The organism is Achromobacter sp. 1011811831 (assembly GCF_059760905.1).
In genome coordinates this window covers 1-23,445 of the sequence record NZ_JCBANG010000023.1, presented here as the reverse complement: position 1 = coordinate 23,445, position 23,445 = coordinate 1, and the positions used below count along the sequence as shown (strand labels likewise).

Genomic DNA, 23,445 nt, shown 5'->3' with positions numbered 1-23,445 from the left:
AGCGCAACCCCAATCAAATTCGCGGTCATATGCATAGGGGCTTCCGCGCGTGCCAACCTGCATCTCGAGCAAATTAAAACATGAAAAAGAAAGACATTGAATTTCTCGATGTCGTGGCTTTGCGCGGCCCGAACATTTGGACCTACCGTCCGGTCCTGGAAGCCTGGGTGGACATCGGCGAGCTGGAAGACTACCCGTCGAACACGATTCCCGGATTCTACGAACGCCTGACCGAATGGCTGCCGACCCTGATCGAGCACCGCTGCAGCCCGGGCGTGCGGGGCGGCTTCCTGATGCGACTGAAGGAAGGCACCTGGCCCGGCCATATTCTTGAACATGTCACCCTGGAACTGCAGAATCTCGCCGGCCTGCGCGGCGGTTTCGGCAAGGCCCGGGAAACCTCCACCCGCGGCGTCTACAAGGTCGTGGTGCGCGCCTGGCAGGAACAGGTCACCCGCGCCGCGCTGGAAGAAGCCCGCAACCTGGTCATGGCCGGCATCGAGGACCGCCCGTTCGACGTGCCCGCCGCCGTGGCGCGCCTGCGCACGCTGATCGACCGCCACTGCCTGGGCCCCAGCACGGCCTGCATCGTGGACGCGGCCGACGACCGCGACATCCCCTACATCCGCCTGTTCGAGGGCAACCTGGTGCAGTTCGGCTATGGCTCGCGCCAGCGCCGCATCTGGACCGCCGAGACCGACCGCACCAGCGCCATCGCCGAGGGCATCTCGCGCGACAAGGACCTGACCAAGGAACTGCTGTCCACCTGCGGCGTGCCGGTGCCGGAAGGCCGCCTGGTCGACAGCCCCGAGGACGCCTGGGACGCGTCCGAGGACATCGGCCTGCCGGTGGTGGTCAAACCCTATGACGGCAACCACGGCCGCGGCGTCTTCACCAACCTGACCACGCGCGAGGAAGTGCTGTCGGCCTATGCCGTCGCGGTCGAGGAAGGCAGCGGCGTCATCGTCGAGCGCTTCGTGCTGGGCAACGAGCACCGCCTGCTGGTCGTGGGCAACCGCATGGTGGCCGCCGCCGCCGGCGAGCCGGCCTGGGTCACGGGCGACGGCAAGTCCTCCATCACCGAGCTGATCGACAACCAGATCAACACCGACCCGCGCCGCGGCCGCACCGAGAACCATCCGCTCAACCCGGTGCGCCTGGATTCGGCCGCGCGCCTGGAGATCGCCCGCCAGGGCATGGACGCCGACAGCGTGCCCGCCGACGGCCAGCGCGTGCTGGTGCAGCGCAGCGGCAACGTGGCCTTCGACGTGACCGACAAGGTCCACCCCAGCGTTGCCGCGACCGTGACGCTGGCCGCCCGCATCGTCGGCCTGGACATCGCCGGCGTGGACCTGGTGGCCGAGGACATCTCGCGGCCGCTGGACGAGCAGCGCGGCGCCATTGTCGAAGTCAACGCCGGCCCCGGCCTGCTGATGCACCTGAAACCGGCCGACGGCACGCCCCGCCCCGTGGGCCGGGCCATCGTCGACCACCTGTTCCCCGAAGGCGATGCCGGCCGCATCCCCATCGTCGGCGTCACCGGCACCAACGGCAAGACCGTGGTCGCGCGCCTGATCGCGCGCCTGCTGTACCTGTCGGGCAAGCGCACCGGCCTGGCCTGCAGCGAAGGCCTGTACCTGGACCGCCGCCTGGTGCAAAAGGGCGACCGCGCCGACTTCGCCTCGGGCACGCGCATCCTGATGAACCGCAACGTCGACGCCGCCGTCATCGAGAACGACAGCAGCGTGATCCTGGGCCAGGGCCTGGCCTACGACCGCTGCCAGGTCGGCGTGGTCACCAACATCGATGACGCCGACCATCTCGGCGACTTCGACATCAATGACGCCGAACGCATGTTCAACGTCTTCCGCACGCAGGTGGACGTGGTGCTGCCCGGCGGCTACACGGTGCTGAACGCGCGCGATCCGCGCGTGGTCGAGATGGCCGAGCTGTCCGACGGCGCCGTGATCTTCTTCGGCATCGATCCCGCCCTGCCCGCCATCGCCGCCCATCTGCAACAGGATGGCCGCGCCGTGTTCGTGCGCGACGGCGCCATCGTGCTGGCGCAGGGCAAGCGCGAGGAACGCCTGGCCGACGTGGCCGCGATCCCGCTGACCCACGGCGGACGCGTGGCCTTCCAGGTCGAGAACGTGCTGGCCGCCGTTGGCGCGGCCTGGGCGCTGGACATTCCGGTGGAGCTGATCCGCGCCGGCATCGAGACCTTCGACATCGACCAGGCCGACGCGCCCTGGCAGTTCACGGTGTTCGAGCGCGGCGGCAGCACGGTCGTGGTCGACGACGCGCACAACGCCTCGGCGCTGCGCCCGCTGATCGCCGCCATCGACCAGTTCCCCGCCACCGCGCGCAGCGCCGTCTATTCGGCCGGCGCGGACCGCCGCGACGCCGACCTGATCGAACAGGGCAAGCTGCTGGGCGATGCCTTCGACCGCGTGGTGCTGTATGACGACGCCACCGTGCGCAGCAAGCGTCCCGACGGCCAGGCGCGCGCGCTGCTGCGCCAGGGCCTGGCGCAAGGCAGCCGCGTCAAGCACATCCAGGACGAGCCCGACCACGGCAAGGCCATCGCCGGCGCGCTGGACGCCATCGCCGCCGGCGACTTCGTCCTGCTGCAATCCGACGAAGCCTTCTCCGGCCCCACCATCGATCTGGTCCGCCGCTGGATCCAGCAACACTGACACAATCCCGGCGCGTCCCGATCGGGGCGCGCCTGAGCCAGACAGACAGGAATACCTGCCATGGAAGTTTCCCGCATCCGAGCGCTGCGCGGCCCCAATCTGTGGAGCAAGAACACGGCGATCGAGGCCATCGTGTCCTGCGCCGACGCCGAGTGCTCCATCGACAACCTCCCCGACTTCGAGGCGCGGCTGCGCGCCCGCCTGCCGCAGACCGGCCTGCTGCGCCCCGAGGGCCACCAGGGCGCCGTGTCCATCGCCCACGTGCTACAGATCGTCTCGCTGACCATGCAAGCCCACGCCGGCTGCCCGGTCACGTTCGGCCGCACCGCGACCACGATCGAACCGGGCGTGTTCCAGGTGGTGGTGGAGTACAGCGAGGAAGAAGTCGGCCGCCTGGCGATGGATCTTGCCCAGCAGCTGGTGCGCGCCGCGCTGGACGACACGCCCTTCGACCTGCCCGACGCCCTCAAGCGCCTGCGCGAGCTGGACGAGGACGTGCGCCTGGGCCCGAGCACCGGCTCCATCGTCAACGCCGCCACCGCGCGCGGCATTCCCTACCGCCGCCTGACGCAGGGCAGCATGGTGCAGTTCGGCTGGGGCAGCAAGCAGCGCCGCATCCAGGCCGCCGAGACCGACCTGACCAGCGCCATCTCCGAATCGATCGCGCAGGACAAGGACCTGACCAAGATGCTGCTGGACGCCGCCGGCGTGCCGGTGCCGCTGGGCCGCTCGGTCACCACCGCCGAAGAAGCCTGGGAAGCCGCCCAGGAACTCGGCGGCCCGGTCGTGGTCAAGCCGCGCGACGGCAGCCAGGGCCGTGGCGTGGCCGTGAACATCGAAACGCGCGAGCGGGTGATCCAGGCCTTCGAAGTGGCCGAGGAAATCAGCTCGGAAGTCATCGTCGAGCGCTACATTCCCGGCCATGACTTCCGCCTGCTGGTGGTGGGCGGCAATCTGGTCGCGGCCTCGCGCCGCGATCCGCCGCAGGTCACCGGCGACGGCCGCCACACCATCCGCCAGCTGGTCGAGCAGGTCAACGCCGACCCGCTGCGCGGCGACGGCCACGCCACCTCGCTGACCAAGATCCGCTTCGACGACATCGCCCTGGCCACGCTGAAGAAGCAGGGCTACGACGCCGATTCCGTGCCGCCCCCGGGCACGCTGATCTTCCTGCGCAACAACGCCAACCTGAGCACCGGCGGCTCGGCCACCGACGTGACCGACGAGGTCCATCCCGAGATGGCCGCGCGCGCCGTGTCGGCCGCCCGAATGATCGGCCTGGACATCTGCGGCGTGGACATCGTCGCCGAGAGCGTGCTGTATCCGCTGGAGGAACAACACGGCGGCGTGGTGGAAGTCAACGCCGCGCCCGGCCTGCGCATGCACCTGAACCCATCCTTCGGCAAGGGCCGCAACGTGGGCGAGGCCATCATCGCCAACATGTACGCCGACGGCGAGGACGGCCGCATCCCGGTCGTGGCGGTGGCCGGCACCAACGGCAAGACCACCACCGTGCGCCTGACCGCGCATCTGCTGGGCGCCGCCGGCAACCGCGTCGGCATGACCAATTCCGACGGCGTGTACGTCGACAACCTGCGCATCGACACCGGCGACTGCAGCGGCCCGCGCAGCGCCCGCAGCGTGCTGATGCATCCCGACGTGGACGCGGCCGTGTTCGAGACCGCGCGCGGCGGCATCCTGCGCGAAGGCCTGGCGTTCGACCGTTGCAACGTGGCCATCGTCACCAACATCGGCATGGGCGACCACCTGGGCCTGGGCTACATCAGCACGGTCGAGGACCTGGCCGTGGTCAAGCGCGTCATCGTCCAGCACGTGCATCCGTCGGGCATGGCGGTACTGAACGCCGCCGATCCCATCGTCGCCGAGATGGCCGCCAGCTGCCCCGGCTCGATCACCTACTTCGCCGAAGACCGCAACCATCCCATCATGGCCACGCATCGCGCGCAGGGCCTGCGCGTGGTCTACCGCGACGGCGACAGCATCGTCGCGGCCCAAGGCGCGGAGGAAACCCGCTTCCCGCTGGCCGAGATACCGCTCACCCGCAATGGAACCATCGTCTTCCAGGTCGAGAACGCGATGGCCTCCATCGCCGCGGCCTGGGGGCTGAACCTGGACTGGAACGTCGTGCGCCGCGGCCTGGCCAGCTTCGTCAACGATGCCCAGACCGCGCCGGGCCGCTTCAATGTGTTCGACTATCGCGGCGCGACGGTCATCGCCGACTACGGCCACAACCCCGACGCCATTCTGGCGCTGGTGCGCGCCGTGGACGCCATGCCCGCCAAGCGGCGCTCGGTGGTGATCAGCGGCGCCGGCGACCGCCGCGACGAAGACATCCGCATGCAGACCGAGATCCTGGGCGACGCGTTCGACGACGTGCTGCTGTACCAGGACCAGTGCCAGCGCGGCCGCGCCGACGGCGAAGTGGTGGCGCTGCTGCGCCAGGGCCTGGTCCACGCCACCCGCGCCAAGCAGGTCGACGAGATCTACGGCGAGTTCCTGGCCATCGACACGGCGCTGGCGCGCCTGCAGGCCGGCGACCTGTGCCTGATCCTGGTCGACCAGGTCGAGGAAGCGCTGGAGCACATCGCCAAGCGCATCCAGGAAGCCTGATTCCGGTCCAGGTCGGGCGATACGCGAACGGGGCGCTACAACGCGCCCCGTTCGCTTTTTATTGCTGCCCGGACCTAGCCGTAGGCGCGGACCACGTCCGCCCGCGCCTGGAAGCGGTCCGTGCCCGCGCAGCCCGCCGTCGCCAGGACGGCCAGCGCCAGCATCAGCGCGGCGCAGATTCGTTTCGGCATGCTTGACTCCTTGCTCCTTGCCGTCGACATCCGGCGGCTTCCCGGACGAAGATACCAGCGCGCTCGTCGGCCGCCAATCGCACCTAGCGCGCAGCCGGACCTGCGCTGGCGGCACGCGCGAAAACGCGCGCAGATCCCGTTACCTGCCCCAATCAAAACGGGACAAGACATTGCACGAATGTAACTCCCGTCCTGGCTACAGGCCTGCCTGCATCCGGTCGGAAACGCGGGGATTTGTCCCCATCAACACCGTTACATTTGTCCACAGCCAGGTTTGACAGCCCTTCCGGCCGGCACGTACGGTGGAGCCATGCTGATCAGCGTCCTACTCAACCGCGAACACAGCGCTTACGGCCATAAGCCGACATTCGCACACACGCAGGGAGGTACTTATGAACAACGACATCATCGCTGGCAAGTGGAAGCAACTGACGGGCAAGGCCAAGGCCGCCTGGGGTGAACTCACCGACGACGAGCTGACCCGCAGCGAGGGCAACGCCGAACGCCTGGCGGGCCTGATCCAGGAACGCTATGGCAAGACCAAGGAACAGGCGCAGAAGGAAGTCCGCGACTTCTTCGACCAGAATCGCTGAACCACGCCTGATTCCGTTAACGACCACCGGGAGAAGCTGACATGCTGCACTACGCCGTGGTTTTCTTCGTGATCGCGATCATCGCCGCGATCCTGGGCTTCGGCGGCATCGCCGGCGCCGCCGTGGGCATCGCCAAGATCCTGTTCTTCGTCTTTCTCGTCCTGGCGCTGCTGTCCCTGCTGGGCGGCAGTTTCCGCAAAAAATAACGGCGACAAGCCGTCACAGCCATCGCGTCCACGACGCGCCGAATTCTAACCAACCAGGAGCACTATCTATGGAAATCCGCAAGCTGATCGCCGCCGCCGCACTGGGCACGGGCGCCGTCTTCACTTCCATGGCTTACGCCGCCGACGCCGACAACAAGCCCAAGCAGTCCGTGGGCGAGTACGCGTCCGACGCGACCGTGACCACCAAGGTCAAGGCCGCCTTCGTGGCCGACAAGCAGCTCAGCGCGTTGGACATCGCGGTTGAAACCAACAACGGCGTCGCCACGCTGACCGGCACGGTGGGCACCGCCGCCGAAGCCGATCACGCCGCCAAGGTCACCCGCGGCATCGAAGGCGTCAAGCAGGTGATGAACAACATCAAGGTGGATCCCGCCAAGAACAAGAAGTAGGCCGGACCTCATGCGCCTGAAGGCGCCCGTGCTGCGGCACGGGCGCTTTTTTTTTGCGCGACCGGCGTCAGAGCGTGATAACGCCGCGCCCGATATCGAGCGCGCGGCCGCCCACCTGGATGCGGCCGTTGGCCGACACATCCAGCAGCAGGCGGCTGGGCCGGCCGATCTGCGCGCCCTGGCGCACCACGAGGCTGGCCGGCAAGACGCGACCCTGCGCCTGCAACCAGCCGCCCAGGTTGGCGCATGCCGAACCGGTGGCCGCGTCCTCGTCCACGCCGCCACCGGCCTTGGCGAAGAAATAGCGCGCCTCCACCACCTGCCGGCCGGCCTCGACCGCGCCTTCGTCGAACGCGAACAGATACGTGGTCTTGCGTCCCAGGCTGCTTTCCTGCCAGCGGTCCAGTTGCGAGCTGTCCGGCAGCGCGCGACGCACCGCGTCCACGCTGCGCAGCGGCACCAGCAGCTGGTCCGCGCCGGTATCGATCCAGATGGGATCGCCCAGCAGGTCATCCTCGTTCAGGCCAACCAGGCTGGCGATCTCGGCGCGGCCCAGCGTCGGCGCGGCCGTGCCGACGCCGTTCGGGCAAGGCGCGGTGAAGGTCCAGGCATCGCCCTGCGCCGTCACCGGCACCACGCCCGCCTTGAACTCCAGCGTCAGCGCGTCGCCCGTGCCCAGCAGGTCGCGCACCACCTGCGCGGTGCCCAGCGTGGGATGGCCGGCGAACTTCATTTCGTAGCCGGGCGTGAAGATGCGCACGCGCGCATCCGCCTGCTCGGACGGCAGGATGAAGGTGGTTTCGGACAGGTTGAACTGCGCGGCCAGCTGCAGCATGACGGCGTCGTCCAGGCCGCGCGCGTCCTCGAACACGCACAGCTGGTTGCCGCTGAAGGCGGAGTCGTTGGTGGCGAAGACGTTGAGCAGGCGGAAGGCGTAGTCGGTCATGGCGGGCAGGCGCAAGAGTCTCTGGGTTGGGCCGCGGACGCGGCCGGGCCCAACACTTTATCCCAAAGCGCCGCCGCCTTCGCGGCCTGATTCACCAGATGGCGAAGAACAGCACCCAGGCCCAGCAGAACGGCGCCAGGCCAGCCGCCAGCACCAGCCACGCCAGCACTTTGCGCGGCACGCCGCCGGGCCTTGCGGCCAACAAGCGCGCGAACAGGCGCAGCGTCCACAGCACCGCCAGCGTCAGCAGCGTGAAGCGCACGGGCGCGGCCCAGGCCGCCTGCACGCCTTCGTGCTTGAGCAGGTTGACGGTAGTGGCCGACAGTCCCAGGAACACGCCAATGCCAGCGGACGGAATCAAGGCCTGCGCCAGCTTGTGCAGGCCGGGCCGGCCCCAGCGCGTGGCGGCCGCGCCGGGCACGGCCAGCGCCGGCGCGATGCGATCGGCGATCCACAGCGACAGGTAGGCCGCGCCGCCGACGCAGACCGTGGCACCGATCACGAACATCAGGATGCCGGCGCCGTCCAGCCAGGAAAAGCTGTCGTTGACCTCGGGATAGTGCGTGAGAATGAACCAGGGCGCGTTGTCCAGCAGCGGCCACATGATGTCGTGCTCGACCAGCCAGGTCGCGGCCCATTGCTTGGCGCTCACATACCAGGGGCTGGCGCTCCACAGGAAGGCGCCGATGGCGATGCCCATCAGGCCGAAGCACAGCAGCGCGGTCTGCCAGGGTTCGCCGTCAGTGACGTGGACGATCTCGGCTTCCGGCGAGCGTGGCGTCAGTTCGATGGCGCCACGGTAGCCGCTGCAGCGGCCACAGACATGGCAGTCGCCCGCGCCCTTCATGTGGCGCAGGGGCACGAGCGGCGCACAGTTGATGGGCTCGATGCGGATCACCGGATGACGCCACTTTTCTTCGTCGACCTTGAAGTGCCAGGGCGCGAGCTTGGCCAGCAGGTTGAACACGCCGTTGACCGGGCACAGGTACTTGCACCAGACGCGCTTGTTGCGGCCGTACAGGTAGCCCACGATCATGGCGGCCACCGTGGAGCCGCCCAGCACCGCCAGCACCGCCAGCGGGTATTGGTAGACGCTGACCAGCTGGCCATAGACCGTCGTCAGCGCGAAGGCGACGAAGGGCCAGCCGCCCCAGCGCATCCATTTCGGGATGGCCTTGCCGCGCCCGCGCTCGCTGGCCCATTCGGTCAGCATGCCTTCCGGACAGAGCCAGCCGCACCAGGCGCGCCCGAGGATGGGCATGGACACCAGCACGAACGGCCACCACACGCCCCAGAACGCGAACTGCGCGACGATGGTCAGGTTGTTGACGACCGAGGCCGAATTGTCCGGCAGCGGCAGCACCGCGGGCACGATCAGGAGGAAAGCGTATATCGCGACAATGCCCCACTGCAGCTTGCGCAACAGGGGGGCATGGTCACGGAGAAAATCGGCGATACGGGAGGTCGCCCTCCCGAGTGCTGCGGCCATATCTAAACCTTCATGTGTCTGTCATCCGCCGACGTTCCGGATCAGGGCGCGCTGCGGGCCACCGACGGCGCCGGGGCGGGCTTGGCGCCAGCCCAGCGCAGCAGCGCCCAGACCAGGATCCAGTACGCCACCCAGACGAGCACCGAGATCAGGGCCGGCATGGCGCGGTAGCCGGCGAAATCCGCCAGGATCTTGCCCAGGCCGGTGCTGTCGCTCAACAGCGCCGAGGTGTCCCAGACCGGATCGACGATGGCCGGCACCACGTCCAGCGAGATCAGCCGGTCGAGTCCGCCGACCAGCAGGGCGCCGGCCAGCAGCAGCAACAGGATCTCGGTGACGCGGAAAAAACGGCGCCAGGTGATCAGCTTGCCGCCCAGCTGCAGCAGCCAGAAGGTCAGCAGCGCGGCGATGAAACCGCCCACGCCTGCCAGGGCCAGCTTGAACATGTCGCCGCCGCCCTCGCCCGCCGACACGGTGCCGTACAGGAAGACCACGGTCTCGCTGCCTTCGCGCGCCACGGCGATCGCCACCAGCAGGAACAGGCCCCACCAGTTGTCATTGGCCACGGAGGTGCGCGCGCCGCCCTCAAGCTCGCTCTTGAGCGTGCGGCCGTGCTTCTTCATCCAGATGACCATCTGCACCACCAGCGCGCAGGCGGCCAGCGACATGATGCCCTGGAACCATTCCTGGCCCTCGTCGCTGAGCCAGGACGAGATGCCCAGCAGCACCAGCGCCAGCGCCACGGCCAGCGCCGCGCCAGCGGCGACGCCGCCCCACAGGTAGGCCAGGCCGCGCTTGCCTTGCGGCGCGGCGCGCAGCCAGGTGTACAGGATGCCCACCACCAGCAGAGCTTCGACGCTTTCGCGCCAGACGATAAAGAGGACCTGTTCCATGTCTTGCTACCGGCTTATTCCTTGGGCTTGACCACCAAGGTGCCTTTCACGTTCTGGTGAAAGTCATCGAAAAACGGATACTCGCCGGGACGCGAGATCGTGATCACCACAAAGGATTTCACGCCCGGGCCCAGCACTTTTTCCTTGCGCAGCGGAATGCTCTCGAATTCCACCGGCTCGTTGCTCTCGTTGATGAGCTCGATCTTGAAGCGCCCCGCCGGGACTTCCAGCGTGGCCGGCTCAAACGTGCCGTCCGGCTTGAAGGTCAAGGTGAACGTGGGCAGCTCGTCGGCCGCCGCCGGAGCGGCGGCGCCGATCAGGGCCGCCGCGATGACGCTGAGCAGGCGACGCACGATCAGTAGCCGCCCTTCTTGCCAGTGCCGGCGTAGACGAATTCATATTCCAGGTCGATCGGCTCGAACCACGGACCCACGCCCGTCTCCTTGTCGATGTGACGACCGAAGTGGCTCATCTTGTTCGCGGTCGGCGGCAGGATCGAGTACTTCAGCTTGTACTTGCCCGGACCTTCGAGCTTGATGTTCTCGCCATAGTGCGGACCGTCGTTGGCGACCATGGGCATGAAGGTGCCCTTCTGCACGTTCTGGCTGCCGACCTTCTGGATCTCGTAGTTCACGACCAGGTAAGGCACCCACTCGCCTTCCGGAAAGCCGGTCTTGTTGTCGGCGGTGGCGTGGATGTCGGCTTCGAGGTGCACGTCGGAATCCTTGGCCGGACGCATCATGCCGGGAGGGTCCATTTCGATCGGCTGCAGGTACACCGCGCCGATTTCCATGCCGCCCTTCTGCACCGGCTTGCCGATGGGGTATTCGGCCGCCTGCGCGGCAGACACGCTCAAACCGACAATGGCCAGCGCCAAGGCTTTCTTGATCATGTGCATATTCCTCGATACATGGATGAAACGATGGTTCTCAAAAATATAAACAAGAACCGTTTTCATTAATGTAACCAAAGAAACTGACATATCCCTGAACCTTCGCCGCCAAAAAAGACGCGGCCATTGCGCGGGATCAAACGCTGCCGGCCGGCGCAACAAAAAGCCGGCGCACCGCGCCGGCTTCGTTCCCGGACCGCCGCGACGGCGGCCGGCCTTGCCTGCCTACTTGCGTCCGCCCGGATTCCCGCCCGGCGTGAACGGGAAGGTCGAGAACATGGCGCGGGTCTGGTCCTGCATCTGGTCCTGCATCTGCACGAACAGGTTCTTGCTCTGGTCGATGTAGTTGTTCATCATGTTCTGCAGCATGGGCGTCTGCACGTTCATGAACTGCGTCCAGGCTTCCGGACCGAACTGGCTGCCGTACAGGCCCTTGGACTGCTCGGCCATGCGCTGCTGGATTTCCATGAAGGCCTGGATGTTCTTCTCCAGGTAGGAACCCATGATGCCCTGCATCGCGTGGCCATAGAAGCGGATGATCTGCGACAGCATGTTCGACGAGAACATGGGCATGCCGCCGCTCTCTTCTTCCAGGATGATCTGCAGCAGGATGCTGCGGGTCAGGTCTTCGGAGCTCTTGGCGTCGACGACCTGGAATTCCTCGTTGGCCAGGACCAGTTGCTTGACATCGGCCAAGGTGATGTAGGTGCTGGTCCGGGTGTCGTACAGACGACGGTTGGGATATTTTTTAATCAGGCGCAGGCTGGCGCCGGTTTGTGCTTGCGTCATGGTTGTCCCCGGATCGGGCGATCTCTCAGGCTTTGGATAGGGTCAAGTGTAATGCCGGGCGGCCCTCTCCCCGAAGCCGCCCGGCGCCAGGGCCGCCAGCCGGCGGCCCCACATGCGTCAGCCCATGTGCAGGCCGCCGTTGAGCGAGAAGTCCGCGCCCGTCGAAAAGCCGGATTCATCCGACGCCAGCCACGCCGTGATCGACGCGATTTCCTCCGGCGTGCCCAGGCGGCGCACCGGGATGGTGGCGACGATCTTCTCCAGCACGTCGGGACGGATCGCGCGGACCATGTCCGTGCCGATATAGCCCGGCGAGATCGTATTGACCGTCACGCCCTTGCTGGCGACTTCCTGCGCCAGCGCCATCGTGAAGCCGTGGATGCCGGCCTTGGCGGTGGAGTAGTTGGTCTGGCCGAACTGGCCCTTCTGGCCGTTCACCGAGCTGATGTTGATGACGCGGCCCCACTGCTTCTCGACCATGCCGTCGATGACCTGCTTGGTCACGTTGAACAGGCTGTTGAGGTTGGTGTCGATCACCGTGCGCCAGTCATCGGCGCTCATCTTGCGGAACAGGCCGTCGCGGGTGATGCCCGCGTTGTTGACCAGCACGTCCACCTGGCCGAGTTCGGCCGTGATCTTCTCGAAGGCCTTCACGGTGGAGTCCCAATCGGAGACGTTGCCCACCGAGGCATGGAACGTATAGCCTTGCGCGGCCTGTTCGTCCAGCCATTGCTGATAATTCCGGCTGGGGCCGCAACCCGCCACGACGCGAAAGCCTTCCTTGGCCAAGCGCTGGCAAATAGAGGTGCCGATTCCGCCCATCCCGCCTGTTACGTAAGCCAGTTTCCCGCTCATACTTCCTCCTGTGTGCGACGGACGATTCGTTTGATTGACTGCTTGCTCTTATGCTCCGGACCAGCCGCGGACGCGGCCTCAGGCGGCCCGGACCTTCACGTACCTGCCAGGCGCCGGCTCGATCGGCCGATGGCTGGCATTGCCTAATTTGACGCGCGCCTTGACCTGCTTGCCCGAATGGCCGGCCAGCCAGGCGCTCCAGTCCGGCCACCAGCTGCCCGGCTGTTCGGTGGTCTGCGCCAGCCAGGCGTTGGGATCGCCGGGCAAGGGATTGCCCGGCCCGCCATCGCGCTCCATGACCCAGTAGCTGCGACGCTTCTTCGCGGGCGGATTGACCACGCCGGCGATGTGCCCCGACGCGCCCAGCACGAAGCGCTGCGGCCCGCGCAGCACTTGCGTGGACGCGTAGGCCGCCACCCAGGGCACGATATGGTCTTCTCGCGAGCCGAATATGTACGACGGCATCTCCAGCCGCGTCAGGTCCAGCGGCAGGCCCGCGGCCTGCGCCCGGCCCGGCACCTTCAGGTTGTTTTCCAGGTAGGTGTTGCGGAAGTACCAGGAAAAGAACGGCCCGGGCAGGTTGGTGCTGTCGCCGTTCCAGAAGAGCAGGTCGAACGCCGGCGGCTTCTGGCCCTTGAGATAGTTGCCCACCACGTAGTTCCACACCAGCTCGTTGGGCCGCAGGAACGAGAACGTGGTGGCCAGGTCGCGGCCCGGCATCAGCCCGCCGCTGCCGAACTGGTGGTCGCGCAGCAGCGCGTGCGCCTCGTCGACGAAGACCTTGAGCACGCCGGTATCGTGGAAGTCGAGCAGCGTGGTCAGCAGCGTCAGCGAAGCGACCGGATGCTCGCCGCGCGCCTCGGCCAGGGCCAGCGCGGAGGCCAACATGGTGCCGCCCACGCAGAAGCCCAGCGCGTTGACCTTGGGCTGCCTGGTGATGTCGCTGGCCACGCGCAGCGCCTGCAGCACCGCGTCGTCCAGGTAGTCGGACCAGGTGGCGCGATCGATGCCGTCGGTATCGCTGGACACCGGATTGCGCCAGGAAACCAGGAATACCGTATAGCCCTGCTCCACCGCATGCCGGACGAAGGAATTCTCGGGCTGCAGGTCCAGGATGTAGAACTTGTTGATGTTCGGCGGCACGATGACCAGCGGGCGCTCGTGCACGGTCGCGGTCAGGGGGGCGTACTGGATCAGCTGGATCAGCCGGTTCTCGAACACCACCTCGCCCGGCGTCACGGCCACGTTGCGGCCGATCTCGAACTGCGATTCGTCGGTCTGGGTGATGCGCCCTTTCTTGACGTCGCCCAGCAGGTTGGCCACGCCTTCGGTCAGCGCGCGGCCGGCGCTTTCGACGATGGACTGCTGCGCGTCGGGATTGAGCGCCAGGAAGTTGGACGGCGACAGCGCGTCCACCCATTGCATGACGGAAAAGCGCAGGCGCTCGCGCAGCGGCTCACTGACCTGCGCCGCATCGACCAGGCGCGACATGGCGCGGGCCGACAGCAGGTAGGCGTGCGCCATCAGCAGGTGCGAGCCTTGGGCGGCCCAGGCCGCGCCCGCGAAGCGCCGATCCGACGGCGGCGGCAACGCGCCTTGCCGGGCGTCATCGCACAGGCGCTGCCATTCGCGGGAAAACTCGGCCTGAATGTCGGCCAGAATGTCCGGTGCCACGCTCACCGGAATGGGTCCTGCGGAGAGATTGGCGTTCACTTCGACACCTTGTTATCGACACTGCGCGATTGATGTTGCATGCGGGGTCCGGGACTGTCAATGCGGGTATACAAGGAGAGGCCCGCCAGGGTAGCAGCGGCCCGCCAGCCGCGCTTTGCGCTACATTAGACTTGGCCTAGGACAACCAGGCCAGCAGCGCCATCCGCCCGGTGATCCCATCGCGCCGGTACGAAAAGAAGCGCCCGCCATCCGCCACCGTGCACAGGCGGCTCAGCGTCACGTCCTCGACGCCCGCGCGCCGCAGGCGGAACTCGGCCAGTCCGGGCAGGTCGGCCAGCCATTTGCCGGGCAGGCCCGGCCGGGAGCGGAAATAGGATTCCGTGGCCGGATCGTCGGCAGTGAAGGCATCCAGCACGTCCCGGCCCACCTCGAAGGCGTCCGGGCCGATGCCTGGGCCGACCCAGGCGCGCCAGCCGCCGGCATCCGGCGCCTTGGCCCGCATGGCCGCCAGGGTGCTCTCCAGCACGCCTCCGGACAGCCCGCGCCAGCCGGCATGGGCCGCGCCCAGCACGCGGCCGGCGCCATCGGCGATCACCACCGGCAGGCAGTCGGCCACCATCACGGCCAGCACCCGGCCCGGCCGCGCCGTGACGCTGGCGTCGGCGGCCGGCTCTTCCGGCGTGGCGGGATCGTCGGCGTCGACGACATCGGCGCCGTGTACCTGGCGCAGCCACAGCGGCTCGGCCGGCAGCGCGGCGCGCAGGCGCCGGCGGTTCTCGGCCACGGTGTCGGGATTGTCCTCGGCGCGGCGGCCGAGATTGAAGGTGTCGTGCGGCGCCACGCCGACACCGCCGGCGCGCGTGGTGCAGAAATACTCGACGCCGGCCCACTGCTGGCCGGTCACCACGGGCAATCCTTGAATCACGCGTTCCATACGATGTTTTCCTGAACCTGCGCCATGTCGGCCGGCACGGCGGCGCTGAACTGGACCTCGCCCCGGCCGCCGGGGTCCTCGAAATGCAGCGCGCGGGCATGCAGCATCTGCCGCCCCGCGCCCGCGACGGTCTTGCCGCCGTACAGCACGTCAGCCAGCAACGGATGGCCCAGGCTGGCCATGTGCACGCGGATCTGGTGCGTGCGGCCGGTTTCCAGGCGGCAGACCACCTCGCACACCCGGCCGCCGGGATCGACCTCGCCGCGGCGCAATGGAAAGTAATGCGTGACGGCGGGCTTGGGCGCCACCGGCCGTTCCACGCTCATGCGCACCGGCACCCGGGCATCGCGGCCGATGGGGCGATCGACCCTGCCGGCCGCCCCCAGCCAGCCATGCGCCAGGGCGATGTATTCGCGCCCCATGCTGCGGGCCTGCAACTGCCGCACCAGATGGGTCTGGGCGGTTTCATTGCGGGCCACGACCATCAGCCCGGACGTGTCCTTGTCCAGCCGGTGCACGATGCCGGCGCGGGCCACCTGGGCCAGCTCGGGATAGCGGTGCAGCAGGCCATTGAGCAGGGTGCCGCTCCAGTTGCCGGCCCCGGGATGCGTCACCAGCCCGGCGGGCTTGTTGACCACGATCCAGTCCGGGCTGGCGTCCACCACCTCGAAATCCACGGGTTCGGGCGCGAAAGCCTGCGTTTCAGGCGCGGGCTGCGTCCAGACGGTCAGTTCGTCGTCGGGGCCGACCACTTGCCGGACCTTGGCCGGGCCGCCGTTGACCAACACCTTGCCGGCCTCGATCCAGCCTTGCAGGCGGCTGCGGGAATGCTCGGGCATGAGGCCCGCCAGCACCTTGTCCAGGCGGTCGGCCCGGGTGCCCGGCGGGACGGTAAGCAATTGCGGCGCGCCAGCGACCGCCTGGGGGGATGAACCCGGGGCGAAATTCGGACCGGAATTCGGACCGGAATCGGAACCACCCTCGAGGCCATCGCCCTCGGAATCCTCGTCAAAATCGGGATCTGCGCTGACGGCTGTATCAGACATGGAGACAAATCATATAATCAGCCTGCCATGCTAACACCAAGGATACGATTCTCGTGATTCACCGTTCCGCAGCTCCCTCGATTCCCGCCTCCCGTAGCGGGCCGGTCTTGCGCGCGGTCGTCGCGCTATTCGCCGTGCTGGCCATCGCCGGCTGCGGTTCGACCAGCAGCAAATACGACAAGACCGCCAACTGGAGCGCCGAGCAGCTGTATGCCGACGCCAAAGCCGAGATCTCCTCCGGCGGCTGGAAGGAAGCGCGCGAGCGCCTGACCGCCATTGAAAGCCGCTACCCGTTCGGCGTCTATGCCCAGCAGGCGCTGCTCGAACTGGCCTACGTCAACTGGAAGGACGGCGAAAACGAGCAGGCCCTGGCCGCCATCGACCGCTTCCAGCAGCTCTACCCCAACCATCCCGGCACCGACTACGCGCTGTACCTGAAGGGCCTGATCAGCTTCACGCCGCAAAGCGCGTTCATGAGCAACATCACCGGGCAGGATCCGGCCGAGCGCGACCCCAAGGGCCTGCGCGCGTCCTACGACGCCTTCAACGAGCTGATCAAGCGCTATCCCGACAGCAAGTACGCGCGCGATGCCGAGCTGCGCGTGAACTGGCTGGTCAACACCATCGCCATGAACGAAGTCTACGTGGCCCGCTACTACTACGAACGCGGCGCCTACGTGGCGGCGGCCAATCGGGCCCAGACCGTGATCACCGACTTCGAGGGCGCGCCCGCCACCGAAGAGGCGCTCTACCTGATGATCCAGTCCTACGACAAGCTCGGCATGACCGACCTGAAGAACGACGCCCAACGCGTGTATGACAAGAACTTCCCCAACAGCGACTTCAAGTCCAAGGGACTGAAGGCCGACAAGAGCTGGTGGAACCCGTTCTGACCACTTTCGCGCATGGGTAGGAAAATCCCCTCGGACGAGGGGATTTTTTTTTTCCTGCCGTCGCCGTGGATGACGGACACCCGCAGGGCGCCGGTCAGCCGCCCTCGCCCTTGCGCCGGTAGAACGCCAGCGCCTCGTCCAGCTCGCGGGTGCGGGCGAACGGCGGCAGGCCGCGCCAGAGACGCTTGCCATAGGGCTTTTCGACCAGGCGGCCGTCGCCCACCATCAGCACGCCCCAATCGGATTCCGTGCGGATCAGGCGTCCCGCGCCCTGCTTGAGCGAGATCGCGGCCTCGGGCAGTTGATATTCCGAGAAGGGATTGCCGCCTTGCGCGCGACAGGCGCGCAGCCGCGCTTCGATCACCGGATCGTCGGGCGGCGCGAAGGGCAGCTTGTCGATGGCCACCAGCGTCAGCACGTCGCCGGGCAGGTCGATCCCTTCCCAGAAACTGGCGCTGCCCACCAGCACCGGATGCGGCAGCTTGCAGAAGCGTTCGAGCAGGTCGCGGCGCGTGGCGTCGCCCTGCTTGAGCAGCGGCCATTCATGGCCGGCGTCGTCGAAGGCGTCGGCCAGCAGGCTGGCCACCTTGTCCACCGCGCGCAGCGTCGTGCACAGCACCAGCGTGCCGCCGGGACTGGCTTCCAGCAAGGGCAGCAGCGTCTGCACGAAGCGCTCCAGGAACTGCGGCGACTGCGGCTCGGGCATGCCGCGCGGCACGAACAGCAGCGCCTGCTCGGGATAGTCGAACGGCGACTCCCATTTGCCCGTGCGCGCCTTGTCCAGGCCAAGCTGCCCGGTGAAATGCTCGAACTCGCCATTCACCGACAGCGTGGCCGAGGTCATGATCCAGGCCTGGCCGGGCTTGCGGAACTTCGAGAAGGCCTGGGCCACCGACAGAGGCGCGGAGTGCAGGCGCACGTGGTGCAGCCCGTGCTCGACCCAGCGCACGGCCGGGCCGGTCCATTGCATGGCCGCCGCCGCGCCCTCGAGCAGCGCCACGGGCGTGGGCAGGCCGTCGCCCGCCGCCGTCTCGGCAGACTGATCGTCGCGGCCCCAGCCGTCTTCATCGGCCTGCGAGCCGGCGCGCGCCGGCGTGGCCCAGCGCTTCAGGCGCGCGGAGATCTCGGCGCCGTTGCGCGCCGCCGCCATCAGGTCGGGATGTTTTTCCGCGACCGCGCCCAGCGCGTTGGTGGCCGAGTCCACGGCCTCGCGCAGCACCGCCAGCGCCTGGTCGAATTCCTCGGCGTCGGGCATCGCCTCGAAGGTCGCCTTGCGGCCCGGCAGCTTGTCCAGCGGCGCACAGACCAGCCGCAGCTCGCGCGCGGCGGTTTCCAGGTGGCGGCTGACGTCGCTCCAGCGCGTGGCTTCGCGCGCATAGGCCAGGCCCGCCGCTTCCAGCGCGCGGCCGAAATCCAGCAGCTGGTGCGTGGACACGCTGCTGCCCAGGAAGCGCGTGGCCGTGTCGGGCAGCTGGTGCGCTTCGTCGAAGATCACCGTGTCGGCCTCGGGCAGCAGGTCGGTCACGCCCTCTTCGCGCAGCACCAGGTCGGCCATGAAGAGCGCGTGGTTGACCACCACCACGTCGGCTTCCTGCGCCTGGCGCCGCGCCTTGACCACGAAACAGTCGCGGATGCGCGGGCATTCCTGGCCCAGGCAGTTTTCGCGCGTGGAGGTCACGCGCTGCCAGATCTCGGCGTCTTCGGGTATCTGCGCCAGGTCGCCCCGGTCGCCGGTCTTGGAGATGCCGGCGAACACCTGGATCTGGCGCAGCTGTGCGATCTCGGAACGCGATTTCAGGGCGCGCTCGTCGCCCTGCATGCGGTCCAGGTGATAGTGGCAGATGTAGTTGCCGCGCCCCTTGAGCAGCGCGGCCGTCACGGGCGCGGCCAGCGCCGCGCGCACGCGCGGCAGGTCGCGCGAATACAACTGGTCCTGCAGCGTGCGGGTGCCCGTGGAAATCAGCACCTTGCCGCCCTGGATGAAGGCGGGTACAAGGTAGGCCCAGGTCTTGCCGATGCCGGTGCCGGCCTCGGCGACGAGCGTGGCGCGGTCCTGGATGGCCTGGCCGATGGCCTGCGCCAGCTCGATCTGCGCGGGGCGCGGCTTGTAGCCGGGCATGGCCGAGGCCAGCGGCCCGTCCTCGGCGAAGAATTCGGATATGTCCAGGTCCAGCATCGATGCAGCCTAGCGCTGGCCGCGACCGCGTCCGGACCGGCGCCGGTCGGCGGTTCTGGCGCAAAACGCGTGTGTGGGGAAAGGACCAGATGATACCTGGAGCCGCACCGCTTTTCCGGCCCAATCCGCCATTCATAGGGACGGATTGGTCCACCTTGCCACGTTCTGTAACAGTGGCTTGTGGCACAATCCGCCCCTTGTTTTTCCTTTTTGTCGTCGTATCGAGATGTCTGAAACTTCCGTTATCACGAACGTCGCCGCCGGCGTCGACAACGCCCGCATCGTCGCTTTGCTCGCCACCGAGCTCGGCGTGCGCGCCAACCAAATCGCAGCCGCGGTCGAGCTGCTGGACGACGGCGCCACGGTGCCCTTCATCGCCCGCTACCGCAAGGAAGCCACCGGCGGCCTGGACGACACGGTGCTGCGCAACCTGGAAGTCCGCCTGGGCTATCTGCGCGAGCTCGAAGAGCGTCGCGGCGCCATCCTGGAATCCATCTCGCAGCAGGGCAAGCTGACGCCCGAGCTGCAGCAGGAAATCGCCGCCGCCGACACCAAGCAGCGCCTGGAAGACCTGTACGCGCCCTACAAGCCCAAGCGCCGCACGCGCGCCCAGATCGCCCGTGAAGCGGGCCTGGAGCCGCTGGCCGACGCCATCCTGGCCGACGCCGGATGCGATCCGGCCGCGCTGGCCGCGCAGTACCTGAATCCCGAAGCCTCGATCAACGACGCCAAGGCCGCGCTGGACGGCGCGCGCGACATCCTGGCCGAGCGCTACGCCGAGAACGCCGACCTGCTGGCCGACATGCGCGAGCACCTGTGGTCCACCGGCCTGCTGTACTCGAAGATGGTGGATGGCAAGGAAACCGAAGGCGCCAACTTCCGCGACTGGTTCGACTTCAACGAGCCGCTGCGCACCCTGCCCTCGCACCGCATCCTGGCGCTGCTGCGCGGCCGTCAGCAAGGCGTGCTGGAGCTGCGCCTGGGCCTGGAAGCCGAACTCGAGGCGCAGACGCCGCATCCCTGCGTGGCGCGCATCGCCGACTTCCTCAAGCTGGGCCGCGGCCTGTTCGCGCTGGATGCCACGCCGCGCGGCCGCTGGCTGGGCGAGGTGTGCCGCTGGACCTGGCGCGTCAAGTTGCTGACGGCCTTTGAAAGCGAGCTGATCGGCCGCCTGCGCGACAGCGGCGAAACCGAGGCCATCCGCGTGTTCGCGGCCAACCTGAAAGACCTGCTGCTGGCCGCGCCGGCCGGCCCCAAGGCCGTGCTGGGCCTGGATCCTGGCATCCGCACCGGCTGCAAGGTCGCCGTGATCGACCAGACCGGCAAGGTCGTCGACACCACCACCGTCTATCCCTTCGAGCCGCGCCGCGACCGCGAAGGCACCATCAACACGCTGGCCGCGCTGGTCGCGCGCCACAAGGTCGACCTGATCGCCATTGGCAACGGCACCGCCTCGCGCGAAAGCGAGAAGCTGGTGGGCGACATGATGGAGCGCTTCCCCGACCTGAAGGTCACGCGCGTGGTGGTCTCCGAGGCCGGAGCCTCGGTCTACTCCGCGTCGGAACTGGCCGCGCTGGAATTCCCCGACCTGGACGTGACGCTGCGCGGCGCCGTGTCGATCGCGCGCCGCCTGCAGGATCCGCTGGCCGAGCTGGTCAAGATCGATCCCAAGGCCATCGGCGTGGGTCAGTACCAGCACGACGTGAACCAGCGCGAGCTGGCGCGCTCGCTGGACGCCGTGGTCGAGGATTGCGTGAACGCCGTGGGCGTGGACGTGAACACCGCCTCGGCCGCCCTGCTGGCGCGCGTGTCGGGCCTGAACTCGCTTCTGGCCAAGAACATCGTGGCCTGGCGCGACGAGAACGGCGCCTTCGCCACCCGCGGCATGCTGCTCAAGGTGCCACGCTTCGGCGACAAGGCCTTCGAGCAGGCCGCCGGCTTCCTGCGCATCCCCAACGGCGACAATCCGCTGGACGCGTCCTCGGTGCACCCGGAAGCCTATCCGGTGGTCGAACGCATCGTCGCCAAGATCAAGGCCGAGGTGAAGCAGATCATCGGCCAGCGCGAGGCGCTCAAGGGCGTATCGCCGTCGGACTTCACCGACGAGCGCTTCGGCCTGCCGACCGTGCGCGACATCTTCGCCGAACTGGAAAAGCCCGGCCGCGACCCGCGCCCCGAGTTCAAGACCGCCCAGTTCAAGGAAGGCGTGGAAACGCTGAACGACCTGTATCCCGGCATGGTGCTCGAAGGCGTGGTCACCAACGTGGCGAACTTCGGCGCGTTCGTGGACATCGGCGTGCACCAGGACGGCCTGGTCCACATCTCGGCGCTGGCCGAGAAATTCGTCAAGGATCCGCGCGACGTGGTGCGCGTGGGCCAGACCGTGAGCGTGAAGGTGCTGGAAGTGGACGTGGCGCGCAAGCGCGTGGCCCTGACCATGCGCCTGAACGACACGGCCGCGCCGGCCCGGCGCTCGGGCGACGCTGCCCCCAAGGGCGGCGACCGTCCGGCCCGCCGTGGCCAGGGCGACGGTGGCCGTGGCGGCAATGGCGGCGGCGGTGGTGGCGGCATGATGAACAGCGCGATGGCGGATGCGTTCGCCAAGCTCAAGCGCTAGCCGCAACGGCGGCTTGCCAAGAAAAAACCGGCGCCTCGTGCGCCGGTTTTTTTGTCGACAAACGAGACTGGGAACCACGACTAGGACTTACCCCTAGCCTCCCGTTTTTCTTGCGATCCCTCAATCCAAAAGCAATAAAAATAAGGGAAAATATCGAATTGTGTCCAAATAATAAAAAGCGGTAGCGCCGGGGGCGACAGGGCGCGGACACATCCCATGATCAGGCGAGCGACGGCGCACACGCCTATCGGACAGAAGCACAAGAAGAAAAGCGCGCCGCCCCTGAGAAAGCCCGGAGATCCGTCTGTCATGCGCACTACCATTACGCTTGCCGCCAACGAAACGGCAACCATTACCGAAAAAGAAGCCAGTCTCAGCGGTATCTACAACGAAATCACATTGGGCCAGTACACGCGGCTGATCGTGGACGGCGCCGAAGTCACCTTCAAGCACATCACGCTGGAACGCCTGGGCACGCGCGTGATCGAGCTGGTCAACGGCGCCCAGCTGCACGTCGGCGCGCTGGGCTTCGCCAGCATGGGCGCCAGCATCGTCTATCGCATCGGCGCCGGCTGCGCGCTGACCTTCGACGCCAGCCAATGGGACCCGGAGGTCGTGGCCAACACCACCTTCGATTTCGCCAGCCAGGGCAGCGGCTCGTTGAAGTACTTCCCCTTCATCAATCCGGAATGGCTCGACTGTCCCAACGTCACCGGCTATTCCGAAGGCGACCTGCTCGAAATCGCCGGCCAGGGCAGCGCGCAGCGCTTCCAGGTGCGCGACGGCCGCATCGTCGCCAACCGGCCGCGCTGACACCGCTGCAAGGCGGGTGACACGCCCCTCTCGCCCGAGAGGCGGTCCGTGCACGCCCGCCGGCCCGCGCCGCCGCAAACGCGGCCCGGGCTTGGACCGCTACGGCGCAAACGCCGGCGACACGCCATTCTTGGCCACGAGCGGTATCCGCATGCGCGCCTTCTCTGCATGCTCTCTCTCGCCTGTCCGCCCTCCCTCTCCTGCCCGCTCTTCCTTCCCGGTAGCGTCAACGCCAGCACACCCTCGATTCCGTCGGCCGACCTCGACTGCGTGACAAGGGCACGTCCAATCTCTGAAAGCCGGCGCGTCACTCATATTTTCTCCAATTCTTGATAGAAGAAATTTGATTGAGAAATAGAAGAACTGCGTTTTCGCACCATGCACGTTTCCGCCCGTCCGAAAACGCCTACAACCCCTAGCTTGCAAAGTTCGACACTCGCATCGCGGGGCCCATCTGCTGGGGAGCAGCAGAATCAATCGACAAAGGACGTTCGCTATGAACAAGAGTTACGCGCTGGTCTGGAACGCTACCCAGGGGTGCTGGCAGGTCGCCAGCGAACTGACACGCCGCCGTGGCAAGGCGGGACGCGGCCGCGTGCTGATGACGGCAGGCGCCTCGCTGATCGGGCTCGCCTTCGCCGGACTGGCCCATGCCCTGCCGACGGGCGGAGCGGTAGTCGACGGCAAGGGCACGATCCAGG

Annotated in this window: 20 protein-coding genes; 9 read left to right on the top strand and 11 right to left on the bottom strand. The window is 67.4% G+C overall.

Translation table 11 applies throughout. The annotated features are described in order from the left end of the window. The first annotated feature begins 80 nt into the window (after positions 1–80). The 5 genes from cphA (AC6LJ9_RS11500) (at position 81) to AC6LJ9_RS11480 (ending at position 6,727) form a co-directional block, all read left to right on the top strand. Positions 81–2,696, top strand: a complete 2,616-nt coding sequence (cphA, locus tag AC6LJ9_RS11500) for a cyanophycin synthetase (RefSeq protein WP_498147644.1) — start codon at positions 81–83, stop codon at positions 2,694–2,696. Between the two features lie 60 nt (positions 2,697–2,756). Continuing rightward, on the top strand, positions 2,757–5,327 hold the full coding sequence (cphA, locus tag AC6LJ9_RS11495) for a cyanophycin synthetase (protein ID WP_498147643.1): 2,571 nt from the start codon (positions 2,757–2,759) through the stop codon (positions 5,325–5,327). A 583-nt stretch (positions 5,328–5,910) separates the two neighbouring features. Continuing rightward, positions 5,911–6,111 carry a CsbD family protein gene (locus AC6LJ9_RS11490; RefSeq protein WP_103273256.1) on the top strand — a complete coding sequence of 67 codons (201 nt, stop codon included), beginning with the start codon at positions 5,911–5,913 and terminating at the stop codon, positions 6,109–6,111. A gap of 41 nt (positions 6,112–6,152) precedes the next feature. After that, the gene (locus tag AC6LJ9_RS11485) at positions 6,153–6,317 is read left to right on the top strand and encodes a DUF1328 domain-containing protein (protein WP_103273255.1); all 165 of its coding nucleotides are present in this window, start codon (positions 6,153–6,155) and stop codon (positions 6,315–6,317) included. 68 nt (positions 6,318–6,385) lie between these two features. After that, positions 6,386–6,727, top strand: coding sequence for a BON domain-containing protein (locus AC6LJ9_RS11480; protein WP_103273254.1), 342 nt, complete (start codon positions 6,386–6,388; stop codon positions 6,725–6,727). Between the two features lie 67 nt (positions 6,728–6,794). Here AC6LJ9_RS11480 and AC6LJ9_RS11475 read toward each other — a convergent pair whose 3' ends face one another. The 10 genes from AC6LJ9_RS11475 to AC6LJ9_RS11430 form a co-directional block, all read right to left on the bottom strand. After that, positions 6,795–7,673, bottom strand: coding sequence for a PhzF family phenazine biosynthesis protein (locus AC6LJ9_RS11475; RefSeq protein ID WP_498147675.1), 879 nt, complete (start codon positions 7,671–7,673; stop codon positions 6,795–6,797). A 91-nt stretch (positions 7,674–7,764) separates the two neighbouring features. After that, positions 7,765–9,162 carry a 4Fe-4S binding protein gene (locus AC6LJ9_RS11470; protein ID WP_498147642.1) on the bottom strand — a complete coding sequence of 466 codons (1,398 nt, stop codon included), beginning with the start codon at positions 9,160–9,162 and terminating at the stop codon, positions 7,765–7,767. A 41-nt stretch (positions 9,163–9,203) separates the two neighbouring features. After that, positions 9,204–10,055 (bottom strand): FTR1 family iron permease, encoded by an 852-nt coding sequence (locus AC6LJ9_RS11465; RefSeq protein ID WP_498147641.1) that lies wholly within the window; start codon positions 10,053–10,055, stop codon positions 9,204–9,206. 14 nt (positions 10,056–10,069) lie between these two features. Continuing rightward, on the bottom strand, positions 10,070–10,408 hold the full coding sequence (locus AC6LJ9_RS11460) for a cupredoxin domain-containing protein (protein WP_498147640.1): 339 nt from the start codon (positions 10,406–10,408) through the stop codon (positions 10,070–10,072). Between the two features lie 2 nt (positions 10,409–10,410). Next, positions 10,411–10,947 carry an iron transporter gene (locus AC6LJ9_RS11455; protein WP_212312955.1) on the bottom strand — a complete coding sequence of 179 codons (537 nt, stop codon included), beginning with the start codon at positions 10,945–10,947 and terminating at the stop codon, positions 10,411–10,413. A gap of 225 nt (positions 10,948–11,172) precedes the next feature. Next, positions 11,173–11,736, bottom strand: a complete 564-nt coding sequence (gene phaR, locus AC6LJ9_RS11450; protein WP_103273248.1) for a polyhydroxyalkanoate synthesis repressor PhaR — start codon at positions 11,734–11,736, stop codon at positions 11,173–11,175. Between the two features lie 117 nt (positions 11,737–11,853). Beyond that, positions 11,854–12,591, bottom strand: a complete 738-nt coding sequence (phbB, locus tag AC6LJ9_RS11445) for an acetoacetyl-CoA reductase (protein WP_212312960.1) — start codon at positions 12,589–12,591, stop codon at positions 11,854–11,856. 78 nt (positions 12,592–12,669) lie between these two features. After that, positions 12,670–14,304, bottom strand: a complete 1,635-nt coding sequence (locus AC6LJ9_RS11440; protein ID WP_212312962.1) for a PHA/PHB synthase family protein — start codon at positions 14,302–14,304, stop codon at positions 12,670–12,672. A 136-nt stretch (positions 14,305–14,440) separates the two neighbouring features. After that, positions 14,441–15,199, bottom strand: a complete 759-nt coding sequence (gene pgeF / locus AC6LJ9_RS11435; protein ID WP_498147639.1) for a peptidoglycan editing factor PgeF — start codon at positions 15,197–15,199, stop codon at positions 14,441–14,443. After that, complete coding sequence (locus AC6LJ9_RS11430; protein ID WP_498147638.1) at positions 15,187–16,245, bottom strand: RluA family pseudouridine synthase; 1,059 nt, start codon at positions 16,243–16,245, stop codon at positions 15,187–15,189. The genes pgeF and AC6LJ9_RS11430 overlap by 13 nt, the downstream gene beginning before the upstream one ends. 107 nt (positions 16,246–16,352) lie before the next feature. On the opposite strand from AC6LJ9_RS11430, the gene AC6LJ9_RS11425 reads away from it, so the two are divergent. Continuing rightward, complete coding sequence (locus AC6LJ9_RS11425) at positions 16,353–17,138, top strand: outer membrane protein assembly factor BamD (protein WP_212313008.1); 786 nt, start codon at positions 16,353–16,355, stop codon at positions 17,136–17,138. A 94-nt stretch (positions 17,139–17,232) separates the two neighbouring features. Here AC6LJ9_RS11425 and yoaA read toward each other — a convergent pair whose 3' ends face one another. Then, the gene (gene yoaA, locus AC6LJ9_RS11420) at positions 17,233–19,314 is read right to left on the bottom strand and encodes a DNA repair helicase YoaA (protein WP_498147637.1); all 2,082 of its coding nucleotides are present in this window, start codon (positions 19,312–19,314) and stop codon (positions 17,233–17,235) included. 226 nt (positions 19,315–19,540) lie between these two features. Between yoaA and tex the strand changes: the two genes are divergently transcribed. The 3 genes from tex to AC6LJ9_RS11405 form a co-directional block, all read left to right on the top strand. Then, the gene (gene tex / locus AC6LJ9_RS11415) at positions 19,541–21,931 is read left to right on the top strand and encodes an RNA-binding transcriptional accessory protein Tex (protein ID WP_498147636.1); all 2,391 of its coding nucleotides are present in this window, start codon (positions 19,541–19,543) and stop codon (positions 21,929–21,931) included. A 309-nt stretch (positions 21,932–22,240) separates the two neighbouring features. Beyond that, a complete protein-coding gene (locus AC6LJ9_RS11410; RefSeq protein WP_103273240.1) occupies positions 22,241–22,744 on the top strand; it encodes a hypothetical protein in 504 nt (167 codons plus the stop codon). Between the two features lie 496 nt (positions 22,745–23,240). After that, the coding region (locus AC6LJ9_RS11405; protein ID WP_498147635.1) for an ESPR domain-containing protein at positions 23,241–23,445 on the top strand (205 nt) is incomplete at its 3' end.

Coding starts and splice junctions, on each gene's coding strand:
- AC6LJ9_RS11490 (WP_103273256.1), top strand. CDS start 5,911: ATGAACAACGACATCATCGCTGGCAAGTGGAAGCAACTGACGGGCAAG.
- AC6LJ9_RS11475 (WP_498147675.1), bottom strand. CDS start 7,673: ATGACCGACTACGCCTTCCGCCTGCTCAACGTCTTCGCCACCAACGAC.
- pgeF (WP_498147639.1), bottom strand. CDS start 15,199: ATGGAACGCGTGATTCAAGGATTGCCCGTGGTGACCGGCCAGCAGTGG.
- AC6LJ9_RS11410 (WP_103273240.1), top strand. CDS start 22,241: ATGCGCACTACCATTACGCTTGCCGCCAACGAAACGGCAACCATTACC.
- AC6LJ9_RS11485 (WP_103273255.1), top strand. CDS start 6,153: ATGCTGCACTACGCCGTGGTTTTCTTCGTGATCGCGATCATCGCCGCG.
- phaR (WP_103273248.1), bottom strand. CDS start 11,736: ATGACGCAAGCACAAACCGGCGCCAGCCTGCGCCTGATTAAAAAATAT.
- cphA (WP_498147643.1), top strand. CDS start 2,757: ATGGAAGTTTCCCGCATCCGAGCGCTGCGCGGCCCCAATCTGTGGAGC.
- yoaA (WP_498147637.1), bottom strand. CDS start 19,314: ATGCTGGACCTGGACATATCCGAATTCTTCGCCGAGGACGGGCCGCTG.
- tex (WP_498147636.1), top strand. CDS start 19,541: ATGTCTGAAACTTCCGTTATCACGAACGTCGCCGCCGGCGTCGACAAC.
- AC6LJ9_RS11480 (WP_103273254.1), top strand. CDS start 6,386: ATGGAAATCCGCAAGCTGATCGCCGCCGCCGCACTGGGCACGGGCGCC.
- AC6LJ9_RS11465 (WP_498147641.1), bottom strand. CDS start 10,055: ATGGAACAGGTCCTCTTTATCGTCTGGCGCGAAAGCGTCGAAGCTCTG.
- AC6LJ9_RS11470 (WP_498147642.1), bottom strand. CDS start 9,162: ATGGCCGCAGCACTCGGGAGGGCGACCTCCCGTATCGCCGATTTTCTC.
- phbB (WP_212312960.1), bottom strand. CDS start 12,591: ATGAGCGGGAAACTGGCTTACGTAACAGGCGGGATGGGCGGAATCGGC.
- AC6LJ9_RS11455 (WP_212312955.1), bottom strand. CDS start 10,947: ATGATCAAGAAAGCCTTGGCGCTGGCCATTGTCGGTTTGAGCGTGTCT.
- cphA (WP_498147644.1), top strand. CDS start 81: ATGAAAAAGAAAGACATTGAATTTCTCGATGTCGTGGCTTTGCGCGGC.
- AC6LJ9_RS11430 (WP_498147638.1), bottom strand. CDS start 16,245: ATGTCTGATACAGCCGTCAGCGCAGATCCCGATTTTGACGAGGATTCC.